Raw genomic sequence first — 18,969 nt, 5'->3', positions numbered from 1 at the left:
AGTAGAATGCCTAGCCATGGCAGCAGATAATGGCTTGAGGACATTCGGCAACGGCATCGTCGCCGTGGAGTTAGAGATCACCAGCGGCACCTGGTACACCCTGTGGGCCCCGAACTGGCTGGTCAAGGGTGAGCGCTGGCAGGGCTTCTTGGGCGACGACGACGATCTTTTCGTCTTCGATTCTCCCGCTAAGCTGCTGGCTTTCCTGGAAGATGGCGGCCGCAACGAGCTGGCCGAGCACCCGAAGTGGGCGCAGTTTAAGTCCGACATGGTGACCAACGTGGTACCTGCCCGCGCCGGCACGATCAGCCTCATCGAGGTTCCACGGAAGTTGGCTCAGCGCCCCGGTTACGAGTCCACCTCTGCTGTCTCCCGCGGCTTCGACCTGCTGCGTTCCATGGGTAACGTGCTGGGGCTAAAGAGCGTAAACAACTGGTTCCACTCTTACTCCATCCTGGATAACGTGCGCCGTGGCCCGGACCACTACCAGTCGCAGAACGGCCTGGAGGAATGGTCTGGCGTAGGCCGCACCGTGCTGGATCGCTGGAAGGGCATGCTCGACGACGTCGAGGACCGCTTGACGGAGCCAGAGGTCGATGAGGCGAAGGTGGAGGACGCGCAGAAGCGCATCGACGAGGCCAAGGAGGCCCGTGAGAAGCGCCAGAAGGAGAAGGAGGCCGAGGCAGCAGCCGCGGCCAAGTCCACGGACAGTGCCGACATCGACCCCTACGACAAGACCATCTGGGCGGAGGCCGGCATCGATCCGATCCGCATCAGTCTGAACGGCCAGTACGTCTACACCCTGCGCTGCTATGTCGACGACAAGCCCCGCTTCCTGGGCCGCCACGGGGAGATCAACACCTTCCCGAACTCTCGTGCTCTGGTGCGGTGGCTTATCGACGCCCACGATCACGACCTCGAAGAGCTGGATACCTGGGGCGACCTGGTCAGTGCCGCCAACGCCGGCGAGCTGGAGGTCACGGTGCACGACTCGAACCAGTACTCCTTCGCTGGCCTGCACGATGACATTTCGGAATCCATCGACGCGGTGGATACCGACCAGCTAGGTCGCGCTTACGAGCTGCTGGCAGATGCTGCGGACTGGGCGGGCGACGACGGTGTGAACAAGATCCTGCTGAGCTACCCGAAGCTACAGAACTACCTGGCCTACATGCTGGGCTCCCCGTCCGACTCGCAGCCCTCTGCCCCCTTCGACGAGGAGGCCAAGGGCTGGAAGGCTCTGGAAGAGGGCCTGATTAAGCGCTTTACGCGCTTTTAGAAATTAGATGGCTGGCCCGGCCAGCCCCAGGGCATCTTCGCCTGGCTGTTGTATTTGAAAAGCGCAAATACACCAAGAGAGACGGCCGCCAACGAAAGGGCGATTGCAAAATAAACGCCGATTTCTGCATTCCCTTGGAACACCTCCTCGAAAACCAGGCCTTCTTCCCGCAGTCGAGCGCCCTCTTCCCTCTCCATGGCCTTCAATGCTCGCTGGATCTTCATGATCGACCAGATCGCCCAGCCTAGAACCACCAGACCCGCGCCAATAAACATGGAAAAGGCCACACGCGGCTTCACCGCCTGCCACAACATGACGGCACCCACAATCAGGAGCGACAGGGCTGTGACATTGGCTGGTACGCCGACCCCGGCACTGCTGAACTTCGAATCAACAACGTCAGCACCCTCCGGAGCACCTGTGACGACAACCCTGCCCCAGCCGTTCACCTTCAGCCTCATAATTCCTTCATCGTAGTTAAACCTCAGCTCCGTCCATCCGAGAAAGCTCGTAGTGAATATAAGCAGGGCTAAAGCTGTAGCGCCGCCGGAGACGAGCAGCATCCATGTGCCGGGGCGGGAGCCATACGACGGGTTTGGTTGCGGACGGTAGCTGTATCCAAACTGAGCGTTTCCCCCCATCGCGCCGTAGGGATTGGGGTTATTCATGGATCAATCACTTCCGGTCATTCAAGGGCAGCTACTAACAAAAGAGCTCGTCTGGGCTTACCATGACGAGCTCTCTTGCGATGTAGAAAGGTTCTTACTGCCCCGGCTGGTTAAACGGGTTCTGGTTGCCCGGCTGGCCAGGCTGATTCTGCGGTCCTGGCTGCCCGAACTGGTTTTGCGGGTTCTGCGGCTGACCGAATTGCGGCTGCTGGTTCGGCTGGCCGAACTGCTGAGGCTGGCGCGGCTGGTTCGGCTGACCGAACTGCCCCGGGGCGTTGTTTCCATTACCCGGAACGTTCAGTTGCGGGCCGAACTTCACGATCGCCAGCACGCCGAGCGCGATGATCGCCAAGGCGATGATGATTGCCAGGAAGACCGCGAACTTCGGACCGCCGTCCAAGGTGATGTCAGAAGCGAACCCGTAACCACTGTTGGAAGACTTGGCTGCCTCCAGCTCGTCCTTTGCCTCTTTGTAGGGGCCATTGAAATCAACGATGGACCAGATGGCCCAGATCAGATGCACCGCACCACCGGCGATGCCGAGGTAGACGGCCACGCGCGGCTGGATCTTCAGCCACAGCATCACGGCCGCGGCGATCAGCAGACCCAAGGTCAAGAGCATGAAGAGCACGCCCAGGCCGGTGTTACCGAAATCGCCGGAGAAATCCTGCTTATCGGCATTGTCGCTCACCGAAAGCACGCCCCAGCCATTCACGCCAGCGGTGTACTTATCCTCACCGAGAGTGGTTGTAAAACCGACCCACTTGAAGAAGCTGAAGAGCAGCACCAGCAGCGCTGCGATGCCAGCCACGCCTGCAGCCAGCTGGTTCCACGCAAGGGACTGCAGCCCCTGCTTCATTGCCTGCCCGCGCTGTCCCGGCTGCCCCTGCGGCGCTGCCTGAGCAAACTGGTTCGGCTGTCCCGGCTGGCCGAACTGATTCTGCGGTTGTGGCTGGTTCGGCTGTTGCGAATACGGATTCTGACCACCGGGGTTCTGTCCCGGCTGGCCGTAAGGGTTCGGGTTACTCATAACGATTGCTCTCCATCTATTCAGCGAATTCTTCTGCGAATAATTCCTGTGTAGGATCCGCCTAATTATTACAGCTTGTTATTGATTCAGCGACCGGAATGGCATTATCGATCAGCTACGAAGAATTGGTCGAACTTCACGGTGCTGGCTACCTCGCCGTGTTCGTAGACCTTTAGGTCTTTTTGGTTGATCTCGATGCGCGTTCCACCCCCGACCGGCACGCTGTAGCTGCCGCGGCTCGGGTCTGCGTAGGACATGTCCACGTCCTTCTCGATCGAGTGGCCACCGACATAGCTTCGGTAGTAGTAGTCGCCGTACTCCCCGACCTTGCACACCACGACGTAATCGCCGTCGCCATAGGCTGCGTACAGCCACTGGTCATCAGCATTGCAGTGCGCGGGGCTGCCCTCCCAGCCATAGCTGCTCAGCCTGTATTCCGAGTCAGCAGCGTCGTGGCTCCGCGGTTCCTCCGGGGTTGGCTCTTCCTCCGGGGTTTCCGAGGTCGGCTCCGCTTCGCTGGTCTTGGTCTTTTTACGTGTGGTGGTCGAGGCGGGGCTCTCGCTGCTCTTTTTGGACGCCACCGTCTCCGCCGCTACCGGCGATTCCTCACCGTCACCACCGTCCTTGCCCATAATTGCCGTGGCCGTCAGCACGCCGGCGACCAGCAGCGCCACCACGGAGATTGCGACGATGGAATATACCCACGGAGAGGTCTTATTTGGCTGCGGCTGCGGGGGTTGCTGCGCAGGATAGTTGGAGTTCCAGTTATTCCAGTTGTTGCTCATGGGGTCTTTTAACCGTTAGTGGTCCAACTTTTCCGCGTTGAGTAGCTTCGGACCGTTGTTACCGATGCCGAAGAACAGCATGCCCTTCAACTTGCCGTTGTTGTCATTCACGGAGACCAAGTAGAAGTCCTTGTAGCGGTCGATCTGATCCTCGGGCAGGACAAACCGAGCGAAATCGTTGCTCTTGGTGATTTCTCCCGGCTCGGGAGCGAGTGCGTCGAACTCCTCATTCATGCCCTCGTATCCGCCGTCGTCCAGATCGAAGTAATCCTGGGCATAGGGCATGGCATCCTTGCCAAGGTTATCGTCCAGCCACATCTGAGTCTCGCCCTTCTTACGCAGATCCAGGAATTCCTGGGAGAGATTCTTCACCTCTCGCTCGTCTCCGAAGAACCAGCTCACACCCTTGTAGGCCCCAAACAGCACCAGCACTGCGAGGAGGGGGACAACAGCAGCTAAGGTGAGCGCCAGCTTCGAAGAGCGGGCGAACTCGCGCTTCAGTTTGGACGGCTGCTTAGGTTGCTGCGGTTGTTGCGGCTGTCCGGGCTGCTGGAGCTGCTGGGAAATGGGCTGTGCCTGCGACTGCTGCCCCTGCGCCGGCACCTGAAGCTCAGCCAGATCACGCAGCGCGGCAATGTCGATCTCGGGGGCGTTCGGATCATCCAGGCGGGCATCGTACATGCCGCGCTTCGTCGGATCCGCAATCACCTTGCGGGCCACCTGCAGCTCGTCCTCCCCACCCGGGTTGGAAGCATTACCCGTGCTCAAACGCTTATCGATGTCCTCCGCGATGTCCTGAGTACTTGTGCTCCGGTCAATCCCAAGCGACTCGTACAGGTTGTAATGCGCCACGGCTTAGGTCAGCTCCCATCCTTAGAACGTCGTTATACAGGCATTTAGCTTAACTTAAATCCCGCAGCTCGTGGTTGAGGGAATCCAACTCGCCCCCGCTGGCCATTTCCAACGTCAGCTGCTCCAGAGTGACCTCGGAGTAATCCGCGTCCAGGGTCTGCTCGCCCATGTTCAGCAGCACGAAGTGGCTGCCCACCAGATACGCATGGTGGGGGTTGTGTGTAATCAGCACCACGCCTACCCCGCGCTCGGCGGCGGCCTTGACGAAGCGCAGCACCATGCCGGATTGCTTGACGCCCAACGCTGCGGTTGGCTCGTCCAGAATGATCACTCGCGCGCCGAAGTACACTGCCCGCGCAATGGCCACGACCTGCCTCTGACCACCGGAGAGGTTCGCGATGGGCACCTCGACATCATCCAAGTGCACCCCCATCTTCTCTAACTCCTCGGCAGCGATGCGACGCATCTCGTCGGCGCGCAGCATACCGAAACGCCCGGTGAGTTCCTGGCCTAAGAAGAAGTTACGCCACACGGACATCTGTCCGACAACTGCCAGATCCTGGTAAACGGTGGCGATGCCCTTATCCAGGGCGTCCTTCGGGCCGTTGAAACTGACCTCCTCACCGTCGACCAATACCTCGCCACTGGTGTGCTGGTGGCGACCGGCGAGAATCTTAATCAGGGTGGACTTGCCCGCACCGTTGTCACCCAGGATGCAGGTCACCTTGCCGGGATAAATATCCAGGTCGATGTCCTTCAGCACATGGACATCGCCATAGTCCTTGCAGACATTGCGGAGGCTGATGATCGGGGTGGCGTCGATAAGAGAAGACATTTAGCTACGCCCTCCAGAGGTGAACTTGGCGACAGAGTTGTTGGTGAGCACCGCAAACAGCAGCATCGCGCCGAGGAAGAACTTAAACCAATCCGGGTTCCAACCTGCGTAAACAATGCCTTGGTTCGTCATACCGAAGATCAGTGCGCCGATGGCCGTACCGATGGCCGTGCCACGCCCACCCGTCAGGGCGCAGCCACCAATAACCGCGGCGATGATGTAGAGGAACTCGTTTCCCACACCTTGGCCGGCCTGGATGGAATCGAAGGCGAACAGGTTGTGCATACCCACGAACCAGGCGGCGAAGCCGACGAACATGAAGAGGATCACCTTCACACGGCGAACGGGAACACCGGTGGCGCGGGCAGCCTCGGCATCGCCGCCGACAGCGAAGATCCAGTTGCCGAAGCGCGTCTTGAACAGCAGCACGCTGGCCAGGGCCACGAAGAGGAGCCACCAGAACACGATGGTTTTAACCTCCACACCGAAGATATTGATCGAGGAGGCGAAGACGGCCTTGGCAGAATCGAAGCCCTCCATGTCGGCGATCGACGGGGTGGCGACCTGGCCGGTGACTAGCTTCGTCACGGCCAGGTTGATGCCCTGCAGCATTAGGAACGCGGCCAAGGTAATGAGGAACGACGGGATACCCGTGCGCATCACCATGAAGCCATTGAAGGCGCCGATGGCCAGGGCGATCAGCAGGGAGAGGAATACGCCCACCCAGGAGTTCAGCCAGAAGTTGTAGTTCAGCATCGTGGCGGCCAGGGCAGCGGTGGTGACGGCCACGCCGGAGGACAGGTCGAACTCATCGCCGATCATCAGCAGGCCGACCGCCAGGGAAATGATGCCCATCGTGGAGCTGGCGTACAGCACCGTGGAGAACGCATCGAAGGAGCGGAACGACGGCGCGACGATCATGAACAGCGTGAAGATCAGGACCGCGCCGAGCACGGAAGTGAACTCGGGCCGCTTGAGCAGTTTCATCGCTTTCATCGCAGACCTTCCTTGGCTGCGTCGGCGATGGTGTCTACGTTAGTTTTATCCACGAACGACGGTCCAGTGAGCACCGGCTGGCCGCCACCCACGGTGGAGCCGTTGCGTTTAGCCAACCAGAGCGCGTCGATGGCCATGTAGCCCTGCAGGTAGGGCTGCTGGTCCACGGCCCATTCGATGGTGCCCTTCTTGATAGCGGCGACGAGCTCCGCGTTGGTGTCGAAGGTGGAGATCTTCGCATCAGAACCGGCCTGCTCTTTGGCCTGCACGGCGGTCAGCGCAACGGGGGCGACCAGACCCATGACCCAGTCGATGTCCTTCTGCTGCGCCAGCTTCGCCTGCACGGTGGACTGCACGCTGGTGAGGTCCATGCCGTTGACATAGAGATTTTCCACCGAACCGCCGCCCAGGCCCTTCTTGATGCCCGCGCAGCGTGCCTCCTGGCTGGGGTTACCCTGCTCGTGGATCACGCAGAGAACCTTTTTCGCACCGTCCTTTTTAAGACGCTGGCCTGCGCGTTCGCCCGCAACCGATTCGTCCTGGCCAAAGAACGCGCTGAGGTCGTATTTCTTGTAGTGCTCCATGCCGGAGTTCAAGCCAACAACCGGGATGCCTGCCTTGACTGCGCGCTTGGCCACCGGCCCCAGAGCCTCCGGGGTTGGCATGGTCAGGGCCAGGCCGTCGACGTGGGAGTCGATGGAGTTCTGCACCAGGTTCGCCTGGTCCGGCGCCTGTGGAGAGGAGCTGTAGCGCAGCTCTAGGTTGTTTTTCTTGGCGGCATCTTCCGCGCCCGCGCGGACGAGATCCCAGAAGGTATCGCCCGGCGCGCCGTGACTCACCATCGCCACTGTGTAGCGTGGGGTATCCACTCCCCCGCCGCCATCGCCGGAAGCGCCACCCCGGGGGCGCCCGCCGGTAGACGAGCACGCAGCGAGGGCCGCGCCCGTGCAGATCACAACCAGCAGCGCCACCATCCGGCGGAGGCTGCGCGGGTTGTGCAGAATGCTCTCAGAAATCGCCATGCAAGGCATTTTGCCAGTTCACGGAGTTAAAGCCCAACCATTGGCGGGCCAACTGAAAGCATTCAGATGGGTCTAGCTGGAGGTTTGGTCGCCCGCTTCGCCGTCGCCATCTTCGGCCCCGGCGCCACCATCTTCATCATCCAGGCTAAGGCCCAGCTCCTCCAGCTCTGCCTTGAGGTTCTCCATGGAAAGCTCAATATCCTGCTGGCCGGCGCCCGCTGCGACACCCGCAGCGTGTGGCTGTCCGTGGCCGTGCAGGCGCTGCATGCCGTTGGAAAACTCGGTGCCCTCTTCGTCGCTAGAGTCCAGCGCCTCGTCCGGCAAGTTGTTGCCAACCTCGGCGTAGGCCGGGTAGATCACGTTGCGCTCGAGATCCTCGCGCAGTCCCTCGTCGCAGTACGCCACCTGCAAGGCGTTGCTGGTCAGCTCTAGCAACTGCCACAGCTCCAGATCGCAGTGCTCGGCCAGCAGCTCGAACTCGCGGGACATCGTGGTGCCAGAGACCAGGCGATTATCCGTGTTTACAGTGCAGAAAAAGCCCATCTCGTACAAAAGGCCAAATGGATGGTCCGCCACGTCGTCACAGATGCCCGTCTGTGTGTTGGAGGTCGGGCAGATCTCCAGGGCGATGCGCTGGTCGCGCATGAAGCGGGCGACCGGACCCAGCTCAATGCCGCTCATGGTGGCATTAAAGTCCTCGTACACGCGCACGCCGTGGCCGATGCGTCGGGCGCCCTGCGCTAGGGCGTCATGAAGAGAGTCCACACCGGCGGCCTCACCTGCGTGGATAGTGAAAGGAACGAGGTTCTTACGCAGCAGGTCAAACGCCGCGGCATGCTTCGACGGCGGGAAGCCATCCTCGGCGCCGGCGATGTCGAAGCCCACCACGTAGCCTTCGCCCGGGGTGTGCTCGCCGTAGTTATCTACGGTAAGCTGCGCGATCTCCTCCGAACGGTCCGCGTGGCGCATGGCGCACAGGATCAGGCGCACGTGGATGCGACCATCCCGCTCGGCGACCGCCCGCTCGCCCTCCTTTACCCCTTGCACGGTGGCCTCGACAACCTGCTGCAGGGTAAGACCGTCGGCCTGGTGCTGCTCGGGAGCATAGCGCAGCTCGGCGTAACAGACGCTATCAGCAGCCAGGTCCTCGACGGCTTCGCGAGTGATCCGCACTAGGCCTTCGGCGGTCTGCATGACGGCGGTGGTGTGGTCGAAGGTGGTGAGGTAAGTCGGCAGGTCGCCAGAATTAGCAGCCTCGTAGAACCACTTCTCCAGCTCTACTGGGTCGGTGGTGGGCAACTCGTAACCGATCTTCTCGGCGAGCTCGACCAGGGTGGCGGGGCGCACGCCGCCGTCCAGGTGGTCGTGGAGCTCTACTTTGGGAAGGGACGCGATGATGTCAGAGTCAATCATGTCTAAAGATCCTAGCTGCATCCGCGTCCCACGCTCGCAGCCAGTGGCATGCGGGGCTAGCGCTTGAAAATCTTGGAGACCAATCCACCGACGACCACGCCCGCAGCAGCGCCCACGCCGAGCATTCCGGCACGGTTGGCGTCCGAACTACCCGAACGCACCTCTTGGCGCACGCGAATGACCGCAGCCGGCGGCGCGTCCGGGCGCAGGTTGGCCAGAGACTCCGGAGTAGTGGCAGCCCACGCGGAGCAGTAAAGCAAGATGCGCCAGATGAAGTACATCAGCACCATCACACCAATGATCGGACCGAAAGCCGCACCGGCGGGGTTAGACAGTGCGTTGGAGAAGAACATGGTGGCGAATTGCTTGAAGATTTCGAACAGAATTGCGCCAATGATGGCTGCCTTCACAGCGGACTTGCGCGGCACCTTGGTGCGCGGCAAGTAGAGGATCATCCAGAAGAACACGCAGAAGTTGGCGATCAGCGCCACTAGCAGGGCCACTGCGAAGGTGATGTAGCGGATGCCCGGAACGTGATCCAGGCCGACCGCCTCCAGTAGTTGGGTGGTCAGACCGGAGTTACCAATAGTGGTGATGGCGAAGGCCGCGATCAGCGAAACCAGTAGGCCAATCAGGCCGATCAGGTCCTTGATCTTGCCAGACAGGAAACTGGCCGGCTTGCCATCCACCTTCCACATCTCAGAAACACCCAGACGCAGGTGGGCGATCCAGCCCAGCCCGGTCCACAGCGCCAGCAGCAGACCGATGGAGAACACGGACTTTCGCTGCTCGATGGACTGCTGGATGATGGTCTGCAGCACGTCACCCATGCTGCCGTCGCCCATGTTGGCGACCTTGTCCATGACATCGTTCAGCAACTTCTCGTTGCCTGCCAGGATCATGGCCAGCACGGCCAAGGTCAGCATCATCAGCGGGAAGATCGTCATCACGGAAAAGTAAGTGATGCCAGCGGCGAACTGGTTACCGCCCTGCTCGGTGTACCGATCCTGCATCCGCAGCACGTGGTCCAGCCACGGCCACTTGTCGCGGTACTTATCCAGCGGGCCCGGATCATCCTTGCGGGATCGCTCCACGCCGTAGTTATCCAGCTTGTTCTTATCGGGATCGGTGGTCGCCAAGGGGACGGCCCTTCCTTCCGGTCGTCTCGTCTCGAAGATTCTCACATTAGTAAAGCACGGCGGGGGCTGCCGTGCTTTACTGGTTCGCGCTACTGCCGTGCTTTACTGGTTTGCTCCTGCCAGAAAGCCCACGCGCTCGTACACCTGCTCGATGGTCTTCGCGGCGATCTCGCGGGCGCGCTCGGCACCACCGGCAAGGATGCGGTGCAACTCGGCAGGGTCCGCCATGTACTCGTCGTAGCGCTGGCGCAGCGGCGCGCAGAATGCCTCCAGCACCTCGGCCGTGTCCTTCTTAAGGTCGCCGTAGCCGGCTCCGGCCTGCTGGTAGCCCGCCACTAGCTCGTCGATGGTCTTATCCCCCAGTGCAGACTGGATAACCAGCAGGTTCGATACGCCCGGCTTATTTTCCTTGTCGTAGCGAATCTCACCGTCGTTGTCGGTCACCGCAGAACGGATGCGTTTGGCGGAGACCTTCGGGTCGTCCAATAGGTTAATCAGACCCTTGGGGTTATCCGTAGACTTCGACATCTTGGCCGTCGGGTTCTGCAGATCGTAGATCTTCGCTGCACCCTCGGGAATGAAACCCTCCGGCACCACAAAGGTCTTCTTGTAGCGGGAGTTAAAACGCTCCGCCAAGTTGCGGGTCAGCTCTAGGTGCTGGCGTTGGTCCTCGCCCACCGGCACCAGGTGCGGGCGATACAGCAGAATGTCTGCCGCCATCAACATCGGGTAGGCATACAAGCCGGAGGTCGTGTTGTCCCCGCCCTGCTTGGCGGACTTGTCCTTGAACTGCGTCATGCGACGTGCCTCGCCGTCGCCGGTGATGCACATCAGCACCCACGCCAGCTGTGCGTGCTCCGGCACGTGGGACTGCACGTACAGCGTGGAGCGCTCTGGGTCGATACCCAGCGCCAGCAGCTGTGCCACACCCGCAAGGGTGCGCTTGCGCAGATCCTTGGGGTTGTAACCGGGCACTGTGATGGCGTGCTGGTCGGGGATAAAGTAGAAGGTCTCGTAATCCTCCTGCAGCTGAATAAACTGCTTGACCGCTCCCAGGTAATTGCCCAGGTGGTAGGAATCGCTGGTGGGCTGCAGGCCAGAGACCACGCGCTGTTTCTTCGCAGGTTGGTTCATAGTAGGTAACCTTACTCGTCGCGGTTGTGGGGTTCTTCGTGCGGGTTTTGTGGCGCCTGCTCGTCCTCGTATTCGAACTCTCCGCGATCGACCAGCTCGAACCGGTTTTGCCTCCTGCGCCTCTTCCGCTTGGTCTTGTCCTTCGGTGTGCGTGGCGCCCCAACGCTGCGCCTGCGCATCTCGCGGCGGCGCACACCAGCCTTGTTGAGGGCCCACATGGTCAGCCGCCCAGCGGGGTCGCGCGCATACTCGCGCTCTTGGTACTCGAACACGGGCAGGGAGATGCGGTAGAAGATCGCCAGCAAGCGCAGCCCAAAGGCGAAGATCAGACAGATGACGATGACGAGCTGACTGCCGATCGTCTCATCCAAGTTGAAGTGCAGCATGCTCATATACATCACTGCTACGAGGATGGCGATGGAGGCGTAGAGCTCCTCGTTGAACACCAGCGGAACGCGGTCGCACAGGATGTCGCGCAGCACGCCTCCAAACACTCCCGTGACCACAGAAGAGACCACGACGATTAGCGGGCTATACCCCATATCAAGAGCCACCTGTGCACCCAGTAAAGCGAAGGTGGATAGGCCGACTGCGTCGAGGATCAAGAAGATCGTGCGGAAGTAATCCATCAGGAAGCTCGCCAGCACCGTCACCAGCGCTGCCCCCAGCACGATGGCCAAAAAGATCGGCTCGTTGACCCAGCGCAGTGGGTAGTGGCCGAACAGCAAGTCACGCACCGTGCCGCCGCCGAAGGACGTCACTGCGGCAATAAGCATGACGCCAAATATGTCCACCCGCTGCCGCCCTGCGGCCAACGCGGCCGTCATCGACTCGGCGGTGAGCCCCAGGACATACAGGACGGTCAGCATGTGTACTCCACCAGTACCGGGGAGTGGTCGGACCAGCGCTGATCGTAGGCTGCGGCCTTGTCCACCCACACATTGTTTGCGGTGAGGGCGCGATCCAGCATGCCACGGGTGGCCACCTGCAGATCGATGCGCCAGCCCGCGTCGGTATCGAAAGCCTGGCCGCGGTACGTCCACCAGGAATACGGCCCGGCCTGGGCTGGCAGCACCCGGCGCATCACATCAAAATAGCTCGGCTTCGCTGCGGCGCCGGCCGCCAAGCGGGCTGCGGCGACCTCACCCGGCGCGTAGTCCACCGCACCGTAAAAGTCCCCAGCCACGCCCGCGGGGTTGCCGTTACGCCCAGAATCCTCGGCATCCGCCACCTGGGTGGCGGTATCCGGGAAGGTGCCCAACAGGGAGTCCAAGAAAGCCCGCTCATCTGGCAAAAAGCCCGACTTCTTGCGGTTAGTCTTCCAGTTCTTCAGGTCTTCGCGGCGGTGGCAGATGTTCCAGTCGCCGCCGACAACCAGCTCGGGCGCATCCAACTGCCCCTTTTCCACCTGCACCGAGCGAGCCTGCAGGTACTCGCCGAAGGAATCCAGGAAGCGGTACTTCTCGTCCTGCTTCTCCGTCCCCGCCGCTCCGCTAGGCAAATACAAGGAGGCCACGCGCACCGGCAGATCCCCGGCATCCACGGTGGCCTCGATGTAACGGCCGGAATCTGCAAACTCTTCGCTCCCGGGGCTGCCAGCAAAGCCGATCTGCACGTCCCGCAGCGGTAAACGCGACAGAATCGCCACGCCGGCTCGTCCTTTGGCCGCAGCGGGAGCCTGGGCCAGATGCCACTCATCTAGCGCGGGCTCCAGCGCGGCGCGGGTCTGCTTCTCGTCCGCGCGAACCTCCTGCATCAGCACCACATCCGCCGACGTGGCCTCCAGCCACGGCAGGATCCCCCGATTCCCCTCGTGGCGAACCTTCGCCGCCGCGCGAATTCCGTTGACGTTCACCGTCGCAATGGTCAAAGACTTCATGCGCCCTACCCTACTAAGCGCTCCTTACCTTCGAGCGTTCGACTTCACGCGACCTTCGAGCGTTCGGCTTCACGCGCGGGCGGCTGCGAGCTGACGGCGTCGTAAAAAGTAGGCAGGAACCCACAACAACGCGCCACACGCAGCCATCACCGCGCCGGCCAACGCCGGGGTGGAATAGCCATAACCAGCGGCGATAACGGCACCACCGACTGCTGCGCCCGCCGCATTGGCCATGTTCAGCGCAGAGTGGTTCAAAGCTGCGGCGAGGGTCTGTGCCTCACCCGCGACATCCATCAGGCGAGTCTGCAGGTTCGGCACCAGCATCGAACCCAGCAAACCGATCACGCCGAAGTTAACGATGCCAGCCACCGCGTTATGGGACAGAAAGTAAAAAGCAGAAAGAACGATGATCAGGGACAGGAGGGTGCCGAGGATGGCGTACTCCAGATTCCGATCGGCCAGTACACCACCGATGTAGGTGCCAACAACCATGCCGATGCCGTACACCATCAGCGGGATCCAGATGAGGTTACCGTTGAAGCCCGCGTTCTCTGTCAAGGTCCAGGAAATATAGGTGTAAACGGCGAACATGCCGCCAAAGCCGACCGTGCCGATGGCTAGGGTCATCAATACCTGCGAATTCACCAGGGCGCCGAGCTCCGTGATGGGCTTGGTGCGTGGCATCAACGTCATGTGCGGCACCGTGAACCACAGGGCGATGAAGGTGATCACGCCGATCACCGCGACCATCGCAAAGGCCGCGTTCCACCCAAACGCCGAGCCCAGCCACTGCGCCACCGGCACACCGATGACGGTAGCGATGGAAAGCCCCATGCCCGTCAGCGCGACCGCCTTTCCGCGCTTGCCGTTCGGTGCCATCGACGCGGCGATCAGCGCCGTGACGGAGAAGTACGCGCCGTGCGGGAAGCCCGCGATGAAGCGGGAGACCATCAGCATCCAATAGGAATGTGCGAAGACACTCAGGCCGTTACCGATAACGAAGGCTCCCATTAGCAACAGCGCCAGGCGGCGGCGCGGGATGGAGCCGGTGAGCGTTGTAATCAGCGGGGCGCCGACGACCACCCCTAGCGCATAGGCGGAGATCACGTGTCCTGCTTGATCTTCGGAGATGGCGAAATCGTCCGCAATGAGGTTCAGCAGGCCCATCGCCACGAACTCCGTGGTGCCGATACCAAAGCCGCCCAAGGCCATCGCAACCATGGCGATGTAGCGATGGCGCGTAGAGATCTCCGTTTGGCGCGGGACTGGGCGACGCGCGGGCAGCTTGCTGGAGCTCGGCTTAGTGGGGCGCTGCTGACTCGACTGGCTCGACTGGTTCGACTGGTTCACGGGCATCGTTAGCTTTCATTGGGTAGATCGGGTGGCGGGTAGCCGACCGGGTTGGGTGCCGAAGGTGACGGCGGGCGGGGCGGCGGGTGGGCGTCCAAAAAAATATTTCTAGCTTTAAACACAAACAGGCCGCGCGGTGGGCAATAACCCCGTATCATTCACGGGTTCATCATTTGCCGTATTCTTGGATCGTAAACCACAAAAAGATCAACTGACTAACTAGAGGCTGGGAGACGAACGCCACATGGCAAAGATCATCTACACCCGCACCGACGAAGCCCCACTCTTGGCGACGTATTCTTTGAAGCCAATCGTGGAGGCTTTTGCTTCGACCTCTGGAGTGGAGGTGGAGACCCGCGACATTTCGCTGGCCGCCCGCATCCTGGCCGCGTTCTCCGACGTGCTGCCCGAGGAGCAGAAGGTTGACGATGCTTTGGCGGAGCTCGGCGAGCTGGCCAAGACCCCGGATGCGAACATCATCAAGCTGCCGAACATCTCTGCGTCTATCCCGCAGCTGCAGGCTGCCATCGCGGAGCTGCAGAAGGCCGGCGATGACCTGCCGGACTACCCGTCCGAGCCGCAGACCGACGAAGAGCGCGACGCGCAGGCTCGCTACGACTCTGTGAAGGGCTCCGCCGTGAATCCGGTGCTGCGCGAGGGCAACTCCGACCGCCGCGCACCGAAGGCCGTGAAGAACTTCGCGCGTAAGCACCCGCACTCCATGGGCGAGTGGACGGCAGAGTCCAAGACGAACGTCGCGACGATGGAGGCAGATGACTTCCGCCACAACGAGAAGTCCGTGATCATCGAAGGCGACGACACGCTGCGCATCCAGCTGGTCAAGCCGAACGGTGAGACGCAGGTACTGAAGGAGGCTCTGCCGGTTCTGGATAAGGAGATTATTGACGCCACAGTGATGCGCGCCGATGCTCTCAGTACATTCTTCAGGGCGCAGGTGGCTCGCGCGAAGGCGGAAGGTGTGCTGTTCTCCGTACACCTGAAGGCCACGATGATGAAGGTCTCCGACCCGATCATGTTCGGCCACGCGGTGCGCGCATACTTCCACGATGTGTTCGAGCAGTATGGCGACCAGCTACTGCCGGCAGGTCTGAACGGCGAGAACGGCCTGGGTGCCATCCTCGACGCGCTGGATGCCAACGCTGTGGACAACGCCGCCGAGATCCGCGAGGCCTTCGACAAGGCTCTGGCTGATGGCCCGGATCTGGCGATGGTGAACTCCGACAAGGGCATCACTAACCTGCACGTTCCTTCCGACGTGATCGTGGATGCTTCCATGCCAGCTATGATCCGCACCTCTGGCCAGATGTGGAACAAGAACAATGAGACGCAGGATACGCTGGCGGTTCTGCCTGATTCCTCCTACGCAGGCATCTACCAGGTAGTTATCGATGACTGCCGCAAGAACGGCGCCTTCGACCCGACGACGATGGGCACCGTCCCGAATGTCGGCCTGATGGCGCAGAAGGCCGAGGAGTACGGTTCGCACGACAAGACTTTCCGCATTCCGGCCGAGGGGCGCGTGCAGGTTCTGAACGAGGCCGGCGACGTACTGATGGAGCACGAGGTCTCCGAGGGCGATATTTGGCGCGCATGCCAGACCAAGGACACTCCGCTGCAGGATTGGGTGAAGCTGGCTGTGACGCGCGCCGCCGCTACCGGCGCCCCGGCTGTGTTCTGGCTGGATCCGGAGCGCGCACACGATAGGAACGTGCAGAAGCAGGTGGAGACCTACCTGAAGGATCACGACACTGAGGGTCTGGATATCCGCATTTTGCCTCCGGAAGAGGCCATGCAGCTCTCCGTTGACCGTATCCGCGCTGGCGAAGACACGATTTCCGTCACCGGTAACGTGCTGCGTGACTACCTGACGGATCTGTTCCCCATCATGGAGCTGGGTACGTCTGCAAAGATGCTGTCTGTGGTGCCGCTGATCGCCGGTGGAGGCCTGTTCGAGACTGGTGCGGGAGGTTCCGCACCGAAGCACGTGGCTCAGCTTACGGAGGAAAACCACCTGCGGTGGGACTCCTTGGGTGAGTTCCTGGCGCTGGCAGAATCTCTGCGCAAGCTGCAGGAGACGGACAACAACCCGCGCACCCCGATCCTGGGCGATGCTCTGGATGCCGCGACCGAAGCTGTGCTGAACGAGTCCAAGTCCCCGTCCCGCAAGGTCGGCGAGATCGACAACCGCGGTTCGCACTTCTACCTGGCGAAGTTCTGGGCCCGCGAGCTGGCTGACCAGACCACCGATGCGGAGCTGGCGGAGATCTTCAAGCCTGTCGCGGACGCACTCGAGGCCAACGAGGAGAAAATCTCCCAGGAGCTGCTGGATGTTCAGGGCCACGAGGTGGACCTGGGCGGCTACTACTGGCCGAACGACGAGAAGACTTCCGCTGTCATGCGCCCGTCCTCGACGTTCAACGAGATTATCGACGGCCTAAACGCCAACAAGTAACGGCCGGGCGGGTTGGATCCCTGGTTCAGCCAGGCTCGCTAAGCCGGGGCTGGGTCGCTGGATCCCGGCCCATAACATCCCCAGCGCTGGCACTTTTGCTGCTGGCACTGGGGTTTTCTTGTGCCTGCGCACGCCTTCGCTAGCATGGGCGCCACCAGGGCGCCACCAGGGCGCACAGGCTACGCACAGTGCCTTAAGTGTCGGAAAAATTGCAAAACGTTCCGGAAGGAAAAACGAGGCTCGGCCCCGCAGGCCCGTGACCTGCACATTTACACTAACGAATATTGTCACCAATAACGTTTTGCAACTTTTCCGACATTTTCACCCTCCCAGCAGAGAAGCCCCACCACCGGGCACATCGGGGGTGTACAGATAGCAAGAGCCAAGCCATGAAAGAGCGCGAGGTGGCGAAATTGTGAGCCTGCAGAGAGGCGATGGCGAAGCAGCGAGACCGCGGAGAAGCAGGGCGACGGAAAGGTAAGGCGACGGAAAGGTAAGGCGACGGAGAGGCAGGGCGGCGGAGAGGCCAAGGCACGGGGCGCTGAAGACGGCAAGTTTTACGAAAAATTCAGAGATTCTAGACCAAGCGGTACAGTAATTACTAGAGCGGTAAATGCCTCTTCAACTGGGACTTTATGGCGTCATAAAGAAAAAAGTAGACAGAGCGGTTTACTTTTAACGCGCGTAGGTCTATCGTCGTAAAGCAACATAGCCAAATAACAAACCCAGAACCCGCGACACCCCAAAGGATCACACCAATGCCGAAGTACAACAACGAAAAAGCAGAACAGTGGGGCTTCGCCACCCGCCAGATCCACGCGGGCCAACCCGTCGGCGATACCGGCGCACGTAACCTGCCAATCCACTTCACCACCAGCTACGTTTTCAACGACGCAGAGCACGCCAAGCAGCGCTTCCACCTGGAAGACCTCGGCCCTATCTACTCCCGCCTAACTAACCCCACCGTCGAGGCCCTGGAGAACCGCCTGAATTCCCTGGAGGGCGGCGTGCACGCAGTCGCTTTCGCCTCCGGCATGGCCGCCGAAACCGCCGCAATCCTCAACCTGGCCGGCGCCGGCGACCACATCGTCGCCTCCCCTCGCCTGTACGGCGGAACCGAGACCCTGCTGCAGCACACCCTGCCGAAGCTAGGGATCGAAACCACTTTCGTGGAAAACCCCGACGACCCGGAGTCCTGGCAGGCCGCCGTCCGCCCGAACACCAAGGCCTTCTTCGCCGAGACCTTCGCAAACCCGCAGGCAGACGTCCTGAACATCCCCGCCGTCGCTGACGTTGCCCACGCTAACCAGGTACCGCTGATCGTGGACAACACCCTGGCTACCGCTGCCCTGGTCCGCCCGCTGGAGCTCGGCGCGGACGTCGTGGTCGCCTCCCTGACGAAGTTCTACACGGGCAACGGCTCGGGTCTGGGTGGCATCATCGTCGACGGCGGCTCCTTCGACTGGTCCGTCGAGCGCGACGGCCAGCCGGTCTTCCCTGGCTTCGTCAACCCCGACCCCGCCTACCACGGCCTGAAGTACGCGGATCTGGCCCCGGCCGCGTTCGGCATGAAACTCCGCGCCGGCATTATCCGCGATACGGGCGCCACCCTTTCTGCGTTCAACGCATGGGTTGTGGCTCAAGGCCTTGACACACTGACTCTGCGCATTGCTAAGCACAACGAGAATGCGAAAGCCGTGGCGGAGTTCCTGGCCGAGCAGCCGCAGGTGGCTACCGTGAACTATGCCGGCCTACCGACTTCCCCGTGGTTCAAGGTCAAGGAGGAGCTGGGCTTGGAGTACCCCGGCTCTGTTTTGAGCTTCGATCTGAAGGTCGACGACCCGACCTCGGAGGAGGCGAAGGGACAGGCTTGGGCCTTCATCGATGCTCTGCAGCTGCACTCTGACCTGGCGAATGTCGGTGATGTACGCTCCCTGGTGGTGCACCCAGCCACGACCACCCACTCGCAGTCCGATGCGGCTGGCCTGGCCCGCGCGGGTGTGTCCCATGCGACGGTTCGCCTGTCTGTGGGCATTGAGGACATCACAGACATCATCAACGACCTGAAGCTCGGCTTCGCGGCCATCTAAGGCCGTCTAGGATCTAGGCTTTAG

The 18,969-nt window shown here is 61.3% G+C and carries 16 protein-coding genes; 3 read left to right on the top strand and 13 right to left on the bottom strand.

The genetic code is table 11. From position 1 onward, the window contains the following. Positions 1–16: 16 nt before the first annotated feature. Positions 17–1,279 (top strand): hypothetical protein, encoded by a 1,263-nt coding sequence (locus ACKFRT_RS10505; protein WP_408925239.1) that lies wholly within the window; start codon positions 17–19, stop codon positions 1,277–1,279. Here ACKFRT_RS10505 and ACKFRT_RS10500 read toward each other — a convergent pair. The 13 genes from ACKFRT_RS10500 to ACKFRT_RS10440 form a co-directional block, all read right to left on the bottom strand. Then, complete coding sequence (locus tag ACKFRT_RS10500; protein ID WP_408925238.1) at positions 1,276–1,947, bottom strand: hypothetical protein; 672 nt, start codon at positions 1,945–1,947, stop codon at positions 1,276–1,278. The two genes, ACKFRT_RS10505 and ACKFRT_RS10500, sit on opposite strands and share 4 nt — an antisense overlap. A 94-nt stretch (positions 1,948–2,041) precedes the next feature. Next, positions 2,042–2,977, bottom strand: coding sequence for a hypothetical protein (locus tag ACKFRT_RS10495; RefSeq protein ID WP_408925237.1), 936 nt, complete (start codon positions 2,975–2,977; stop codon positions 2,042–2,044). 104 nt (positions 2,978–3,081) lie between these two features. Continuing rightward, a complete protein-coding gene (locus ACKFRT_RS10490) occupies positions 3,082–3,762 on the bottom strand; it encodes a hypothetical protein (RefSeq protein WP_408925236.1) in 681 nt (226 codons plus the stop codon). Between the two features lie 15 nt (positions 3,763–3,777). Beyond that, positions 3,778–4,614 carry a hypothetical protein gene (locus tag ACKFRT_RS10485; protein WP_408925235.1) on the bottom strand — a complete coding sequence of 279 codons (837 nt, stop codon included), beginning with the start codon at positions 4,612–4,614 and terminating at the stop codon, positions 3,778–3,780. Positions 4,615–4,663: 49 nt separating this feature from the next. Further along, a complete protein-coding gene (locus ACKFRT_RS10480; protein WP_408925234.1) occupies positions 4,664–5,449 on the bottom strand; it encodes an ATP-binding cassette domain-containing protein in 786 nt (261 codons plus the stop codon). Continuing rightward, a complete protein-coding gene (locus tag ACKFRT_RS10475) occupies positions 5,450–6,445 on the bottom strand; it encodes an ABC transporter permease (RefSeq protein WP_408925233.1) in 996 nt (331 codons plus the stop codon). It abuts the gene before it with no gap. Further along, the gene (locus ACKFRT_RS10470) at positions 6,442–7,419 is read right to left on the bottom strand and encodes a substrate-binding domain-containing protein (RefSeq protein ID WP_408926104.1); all 978 of its coding nucleotides are present in this window, start codon (positions 7,417–7,419) and stop codon (positions 6,442–6,444) included. Before ACKFRT_RS10470 ends, ACKFRT_RS10475 begins: the two co-directional genes overlap by 4 nt. 120 nt (positions 7,420–7,539) lie before the next feature. Beyond that, on the bottom strand, positions 7,540–8,880 hold the full coding sequence (locus ACKFRT_RS10465) for an adenosine deaminase (protein WP_408925232.1): 1,341 nt from the start codon (positions 8,878–8,880) through the stop codon (positions 7,540–7,542). A 56-nt stretch (positions 8,881–8,936) separates the two neighbouring features. Then, on the bottom strand, positions 8,937–10,019 hold the full coding sequence (locus tag ACKFRT_RS10460) for a YhjD/YihY/BrkB family envelope integrity protein (protein ID WP_408925231.1): 1,083 nt from the start codon (positions 10,017–10,019) through the stop codon (positions 8,937–8,939). Between the two features lie 102 nt (positions 10,020–10,121). Continuing rightward, positions 10,122–11,153 carry a tryptophan--tRNA ligase gene (gene trpS, locus ACKFRT_RS10455; RefSeq protein ID WP_408925230.1) on the bottom strand — a complete coding sequence of 344 codons (1,032 nt, stop codon included), beginning with the start codon at positions 11,151–11,153 and terminating at the stop codon, positions 10,122–10,124. Between the two features lie 11 nt (positions 11,154–11,164). Beyond that, positions 11,165–12,022, bottom strand: a complete 858-nt coding sequence (locus ACKFRT_RS10450; RefSeq protein ID WP_408925229.1) for a trimeric intracellular cation channel family protein — start codon at positions 12,020–12,022, stop codon at positions 11,165–11,167. Next, positions 12,016–13,032: an exodeoxyribonuclease III gene (locus ACKFRT_RS10445; RefSeq protein ID WP_408925228.1), complete on the bottom strand. Its 1,017-nt coding sequence runs from the start codon at positions 13,030–13,032 to the stop codon at positions 12,016–12,018. The genes ACKFRT_RS10450 and ACKFRT_RS10445 overlap by 7 nt, the downstream gene beginning before the upstream one ends. Positions 13,033–13,101: 69 nt before the next feature. Beyond that, positions 13,102–14,316, bottom strand: a complete 1,215-nt coding sequence (locus ACKFRT_RS10440; protein ID WP_408926103.1) for an MFS transporter — start codon at positions 14,314–14,316, stop codon at positions 13,102–13,104. 310 nt (positions 14,317–14,626) lie between these two features. On the opposite strand from ACKFRT_RS10440, the gene ACKFRT_RS10435 reads away from it, so the two are divergent. Together ACKFRT_RS10435 and ACKFRT_RS10430 are read left to right on the top strand one after the other, a co-directional pair. After that, positions 14,627–16,855 carry an NADP-dependent isocitrate dehydrogenase gene (locus tag ACKFRT_RS10435; protein ID WP_408925227.1) on the top strand — a complete coding sequence of 743 codons (2,229 nt, stop codon included), beginning with the start codon at positions 14,627–14,629 and terminating at the stop codon, positions 16,853–16,855. Positions 16,856–17,613: 758 nt separating this feature from the next. Continuing rightward, positions 17,614–18,945: an O-acetylhomoserine/O-acetylserine sulfhydrylase gene (locus ACKFRT_RS10430; protein WP_408925226.1), complete on the top strand. Its 1,332-nt coding sequence runs from the start codon at positions 17,614–17,616 to the stop codon at positions 18,943–18,945. The last annotated feature ends 24 nt before the right edge of the window (positions 18,946–18,969 follow it).

The organism is Corynebacterium jamesii, assembly GCF_046097395.1.
Lineage (GTDB): Bacteria > Actinomycetota > Actinomycetes > Mycobacteriales > Mycobacteriaceae > Corynebacterium.
This window is presented reverse-complemented; position numbering and strand designations above follow the sequence as displayed.

Excerpts from the sequence above, each read along its gene's own strand:
- trpS (WP_408925230.1), bottom strand. The coding sequence starts at position 11,153 with ATGAACCAACCTGCGAAGAAACAGCGCGTGGTCTCTGGCCTGCAGCCC.
- ACKFRT_RS10435 (WP_408925227.1), top strand. The coding sequence starts at position 14,627 with ATGGCAAAGATCATCTACACCCGCACCGACGAAGCCCCACTCTTGGCG.
- ACKFRT_RS10495 (WP_408925237.1), bottom strand. The coding sequence starts at position 2,977 with ATGAGTAACCCGAACCCTTACGGCCAGCCGGGACAGAACCCCGGTGGT.
- ACKFRT_RS10500 (WP_408925238.1), bottom strand. The coding sequence starts at position 1,947 with ATGAATAACCCCAATCCCTACGGCGCGATGGGGGGAAACGCTCAGTTT.
- ACKFRT_RS10465 (WP_408925232.1), bottom strand. The coding sequence starts at position 8,880 with ATGATTGACTCTGACATCATCGCGTCCCTTCCCAAAGTAGAGCTCCAC.
- ACKFRT_RS10490 (WP_408925236.1), bottom strand. The coding sequence starts at position 3,762 with ATGAGCAACAACTGGAATAACTGGAACTCCAACTATCCTGCGCAGCAA.
- ACKFRT_RS10450 (WP_408925229.1), bottom strand. The coding sequence starts at position 12,022 with ATGCTGACCGTCCTGTATGTCCTGGGGCTCACCGCCGAGTCGATGACG.
- ACKFRT_RS10505 (WP_408925239.1), top strand. The coding sequence starts at position 17 with ATGGCAGCAGATAATGGCTTGAGGACATTCGGCAACGGCATCGTCGCC.
- ACKFRT_RS10470 (WP_408926104.1), bottom strand. The coding sequence starts at position 7,419 with ATGGTGGCGCTGCTGGTTGTGATCTGCACGGGCGCGGCCCTCGCTGCG.
- ACKFRT_RS10480 (WP_408925234.1), bottom strand. The coding sequence starts at position 5,449 with ATGTCTTCTCTTATCGACGCCACCCCGATCATCAGCCTCCGCAATGTC.
- ACKFRT_RS10445 (WP_408925228.1), bottom strand. The coding sequence starts at position 13,032 with ATGAAGTCTTTGACCATTGCGACGGTGAACGTCAACGGAATTCGCGCG.
- ACKFRT_RS10430 (WP_408925226.1), top strand. The coding sequence starts at position 17,614 with ATGCCGAAGTACAACAACGAAAAAGCAGAACAGTGGGGCTTCGCCACC.
- ACKFRT_RS10475 (WP_408925233.1), bottom strand. The coding sequence starts at position 6,445 with ATGAAAGCGATGAAACTGCTCAAGCGGCCCGAGTTCACTTCCGTGCTC.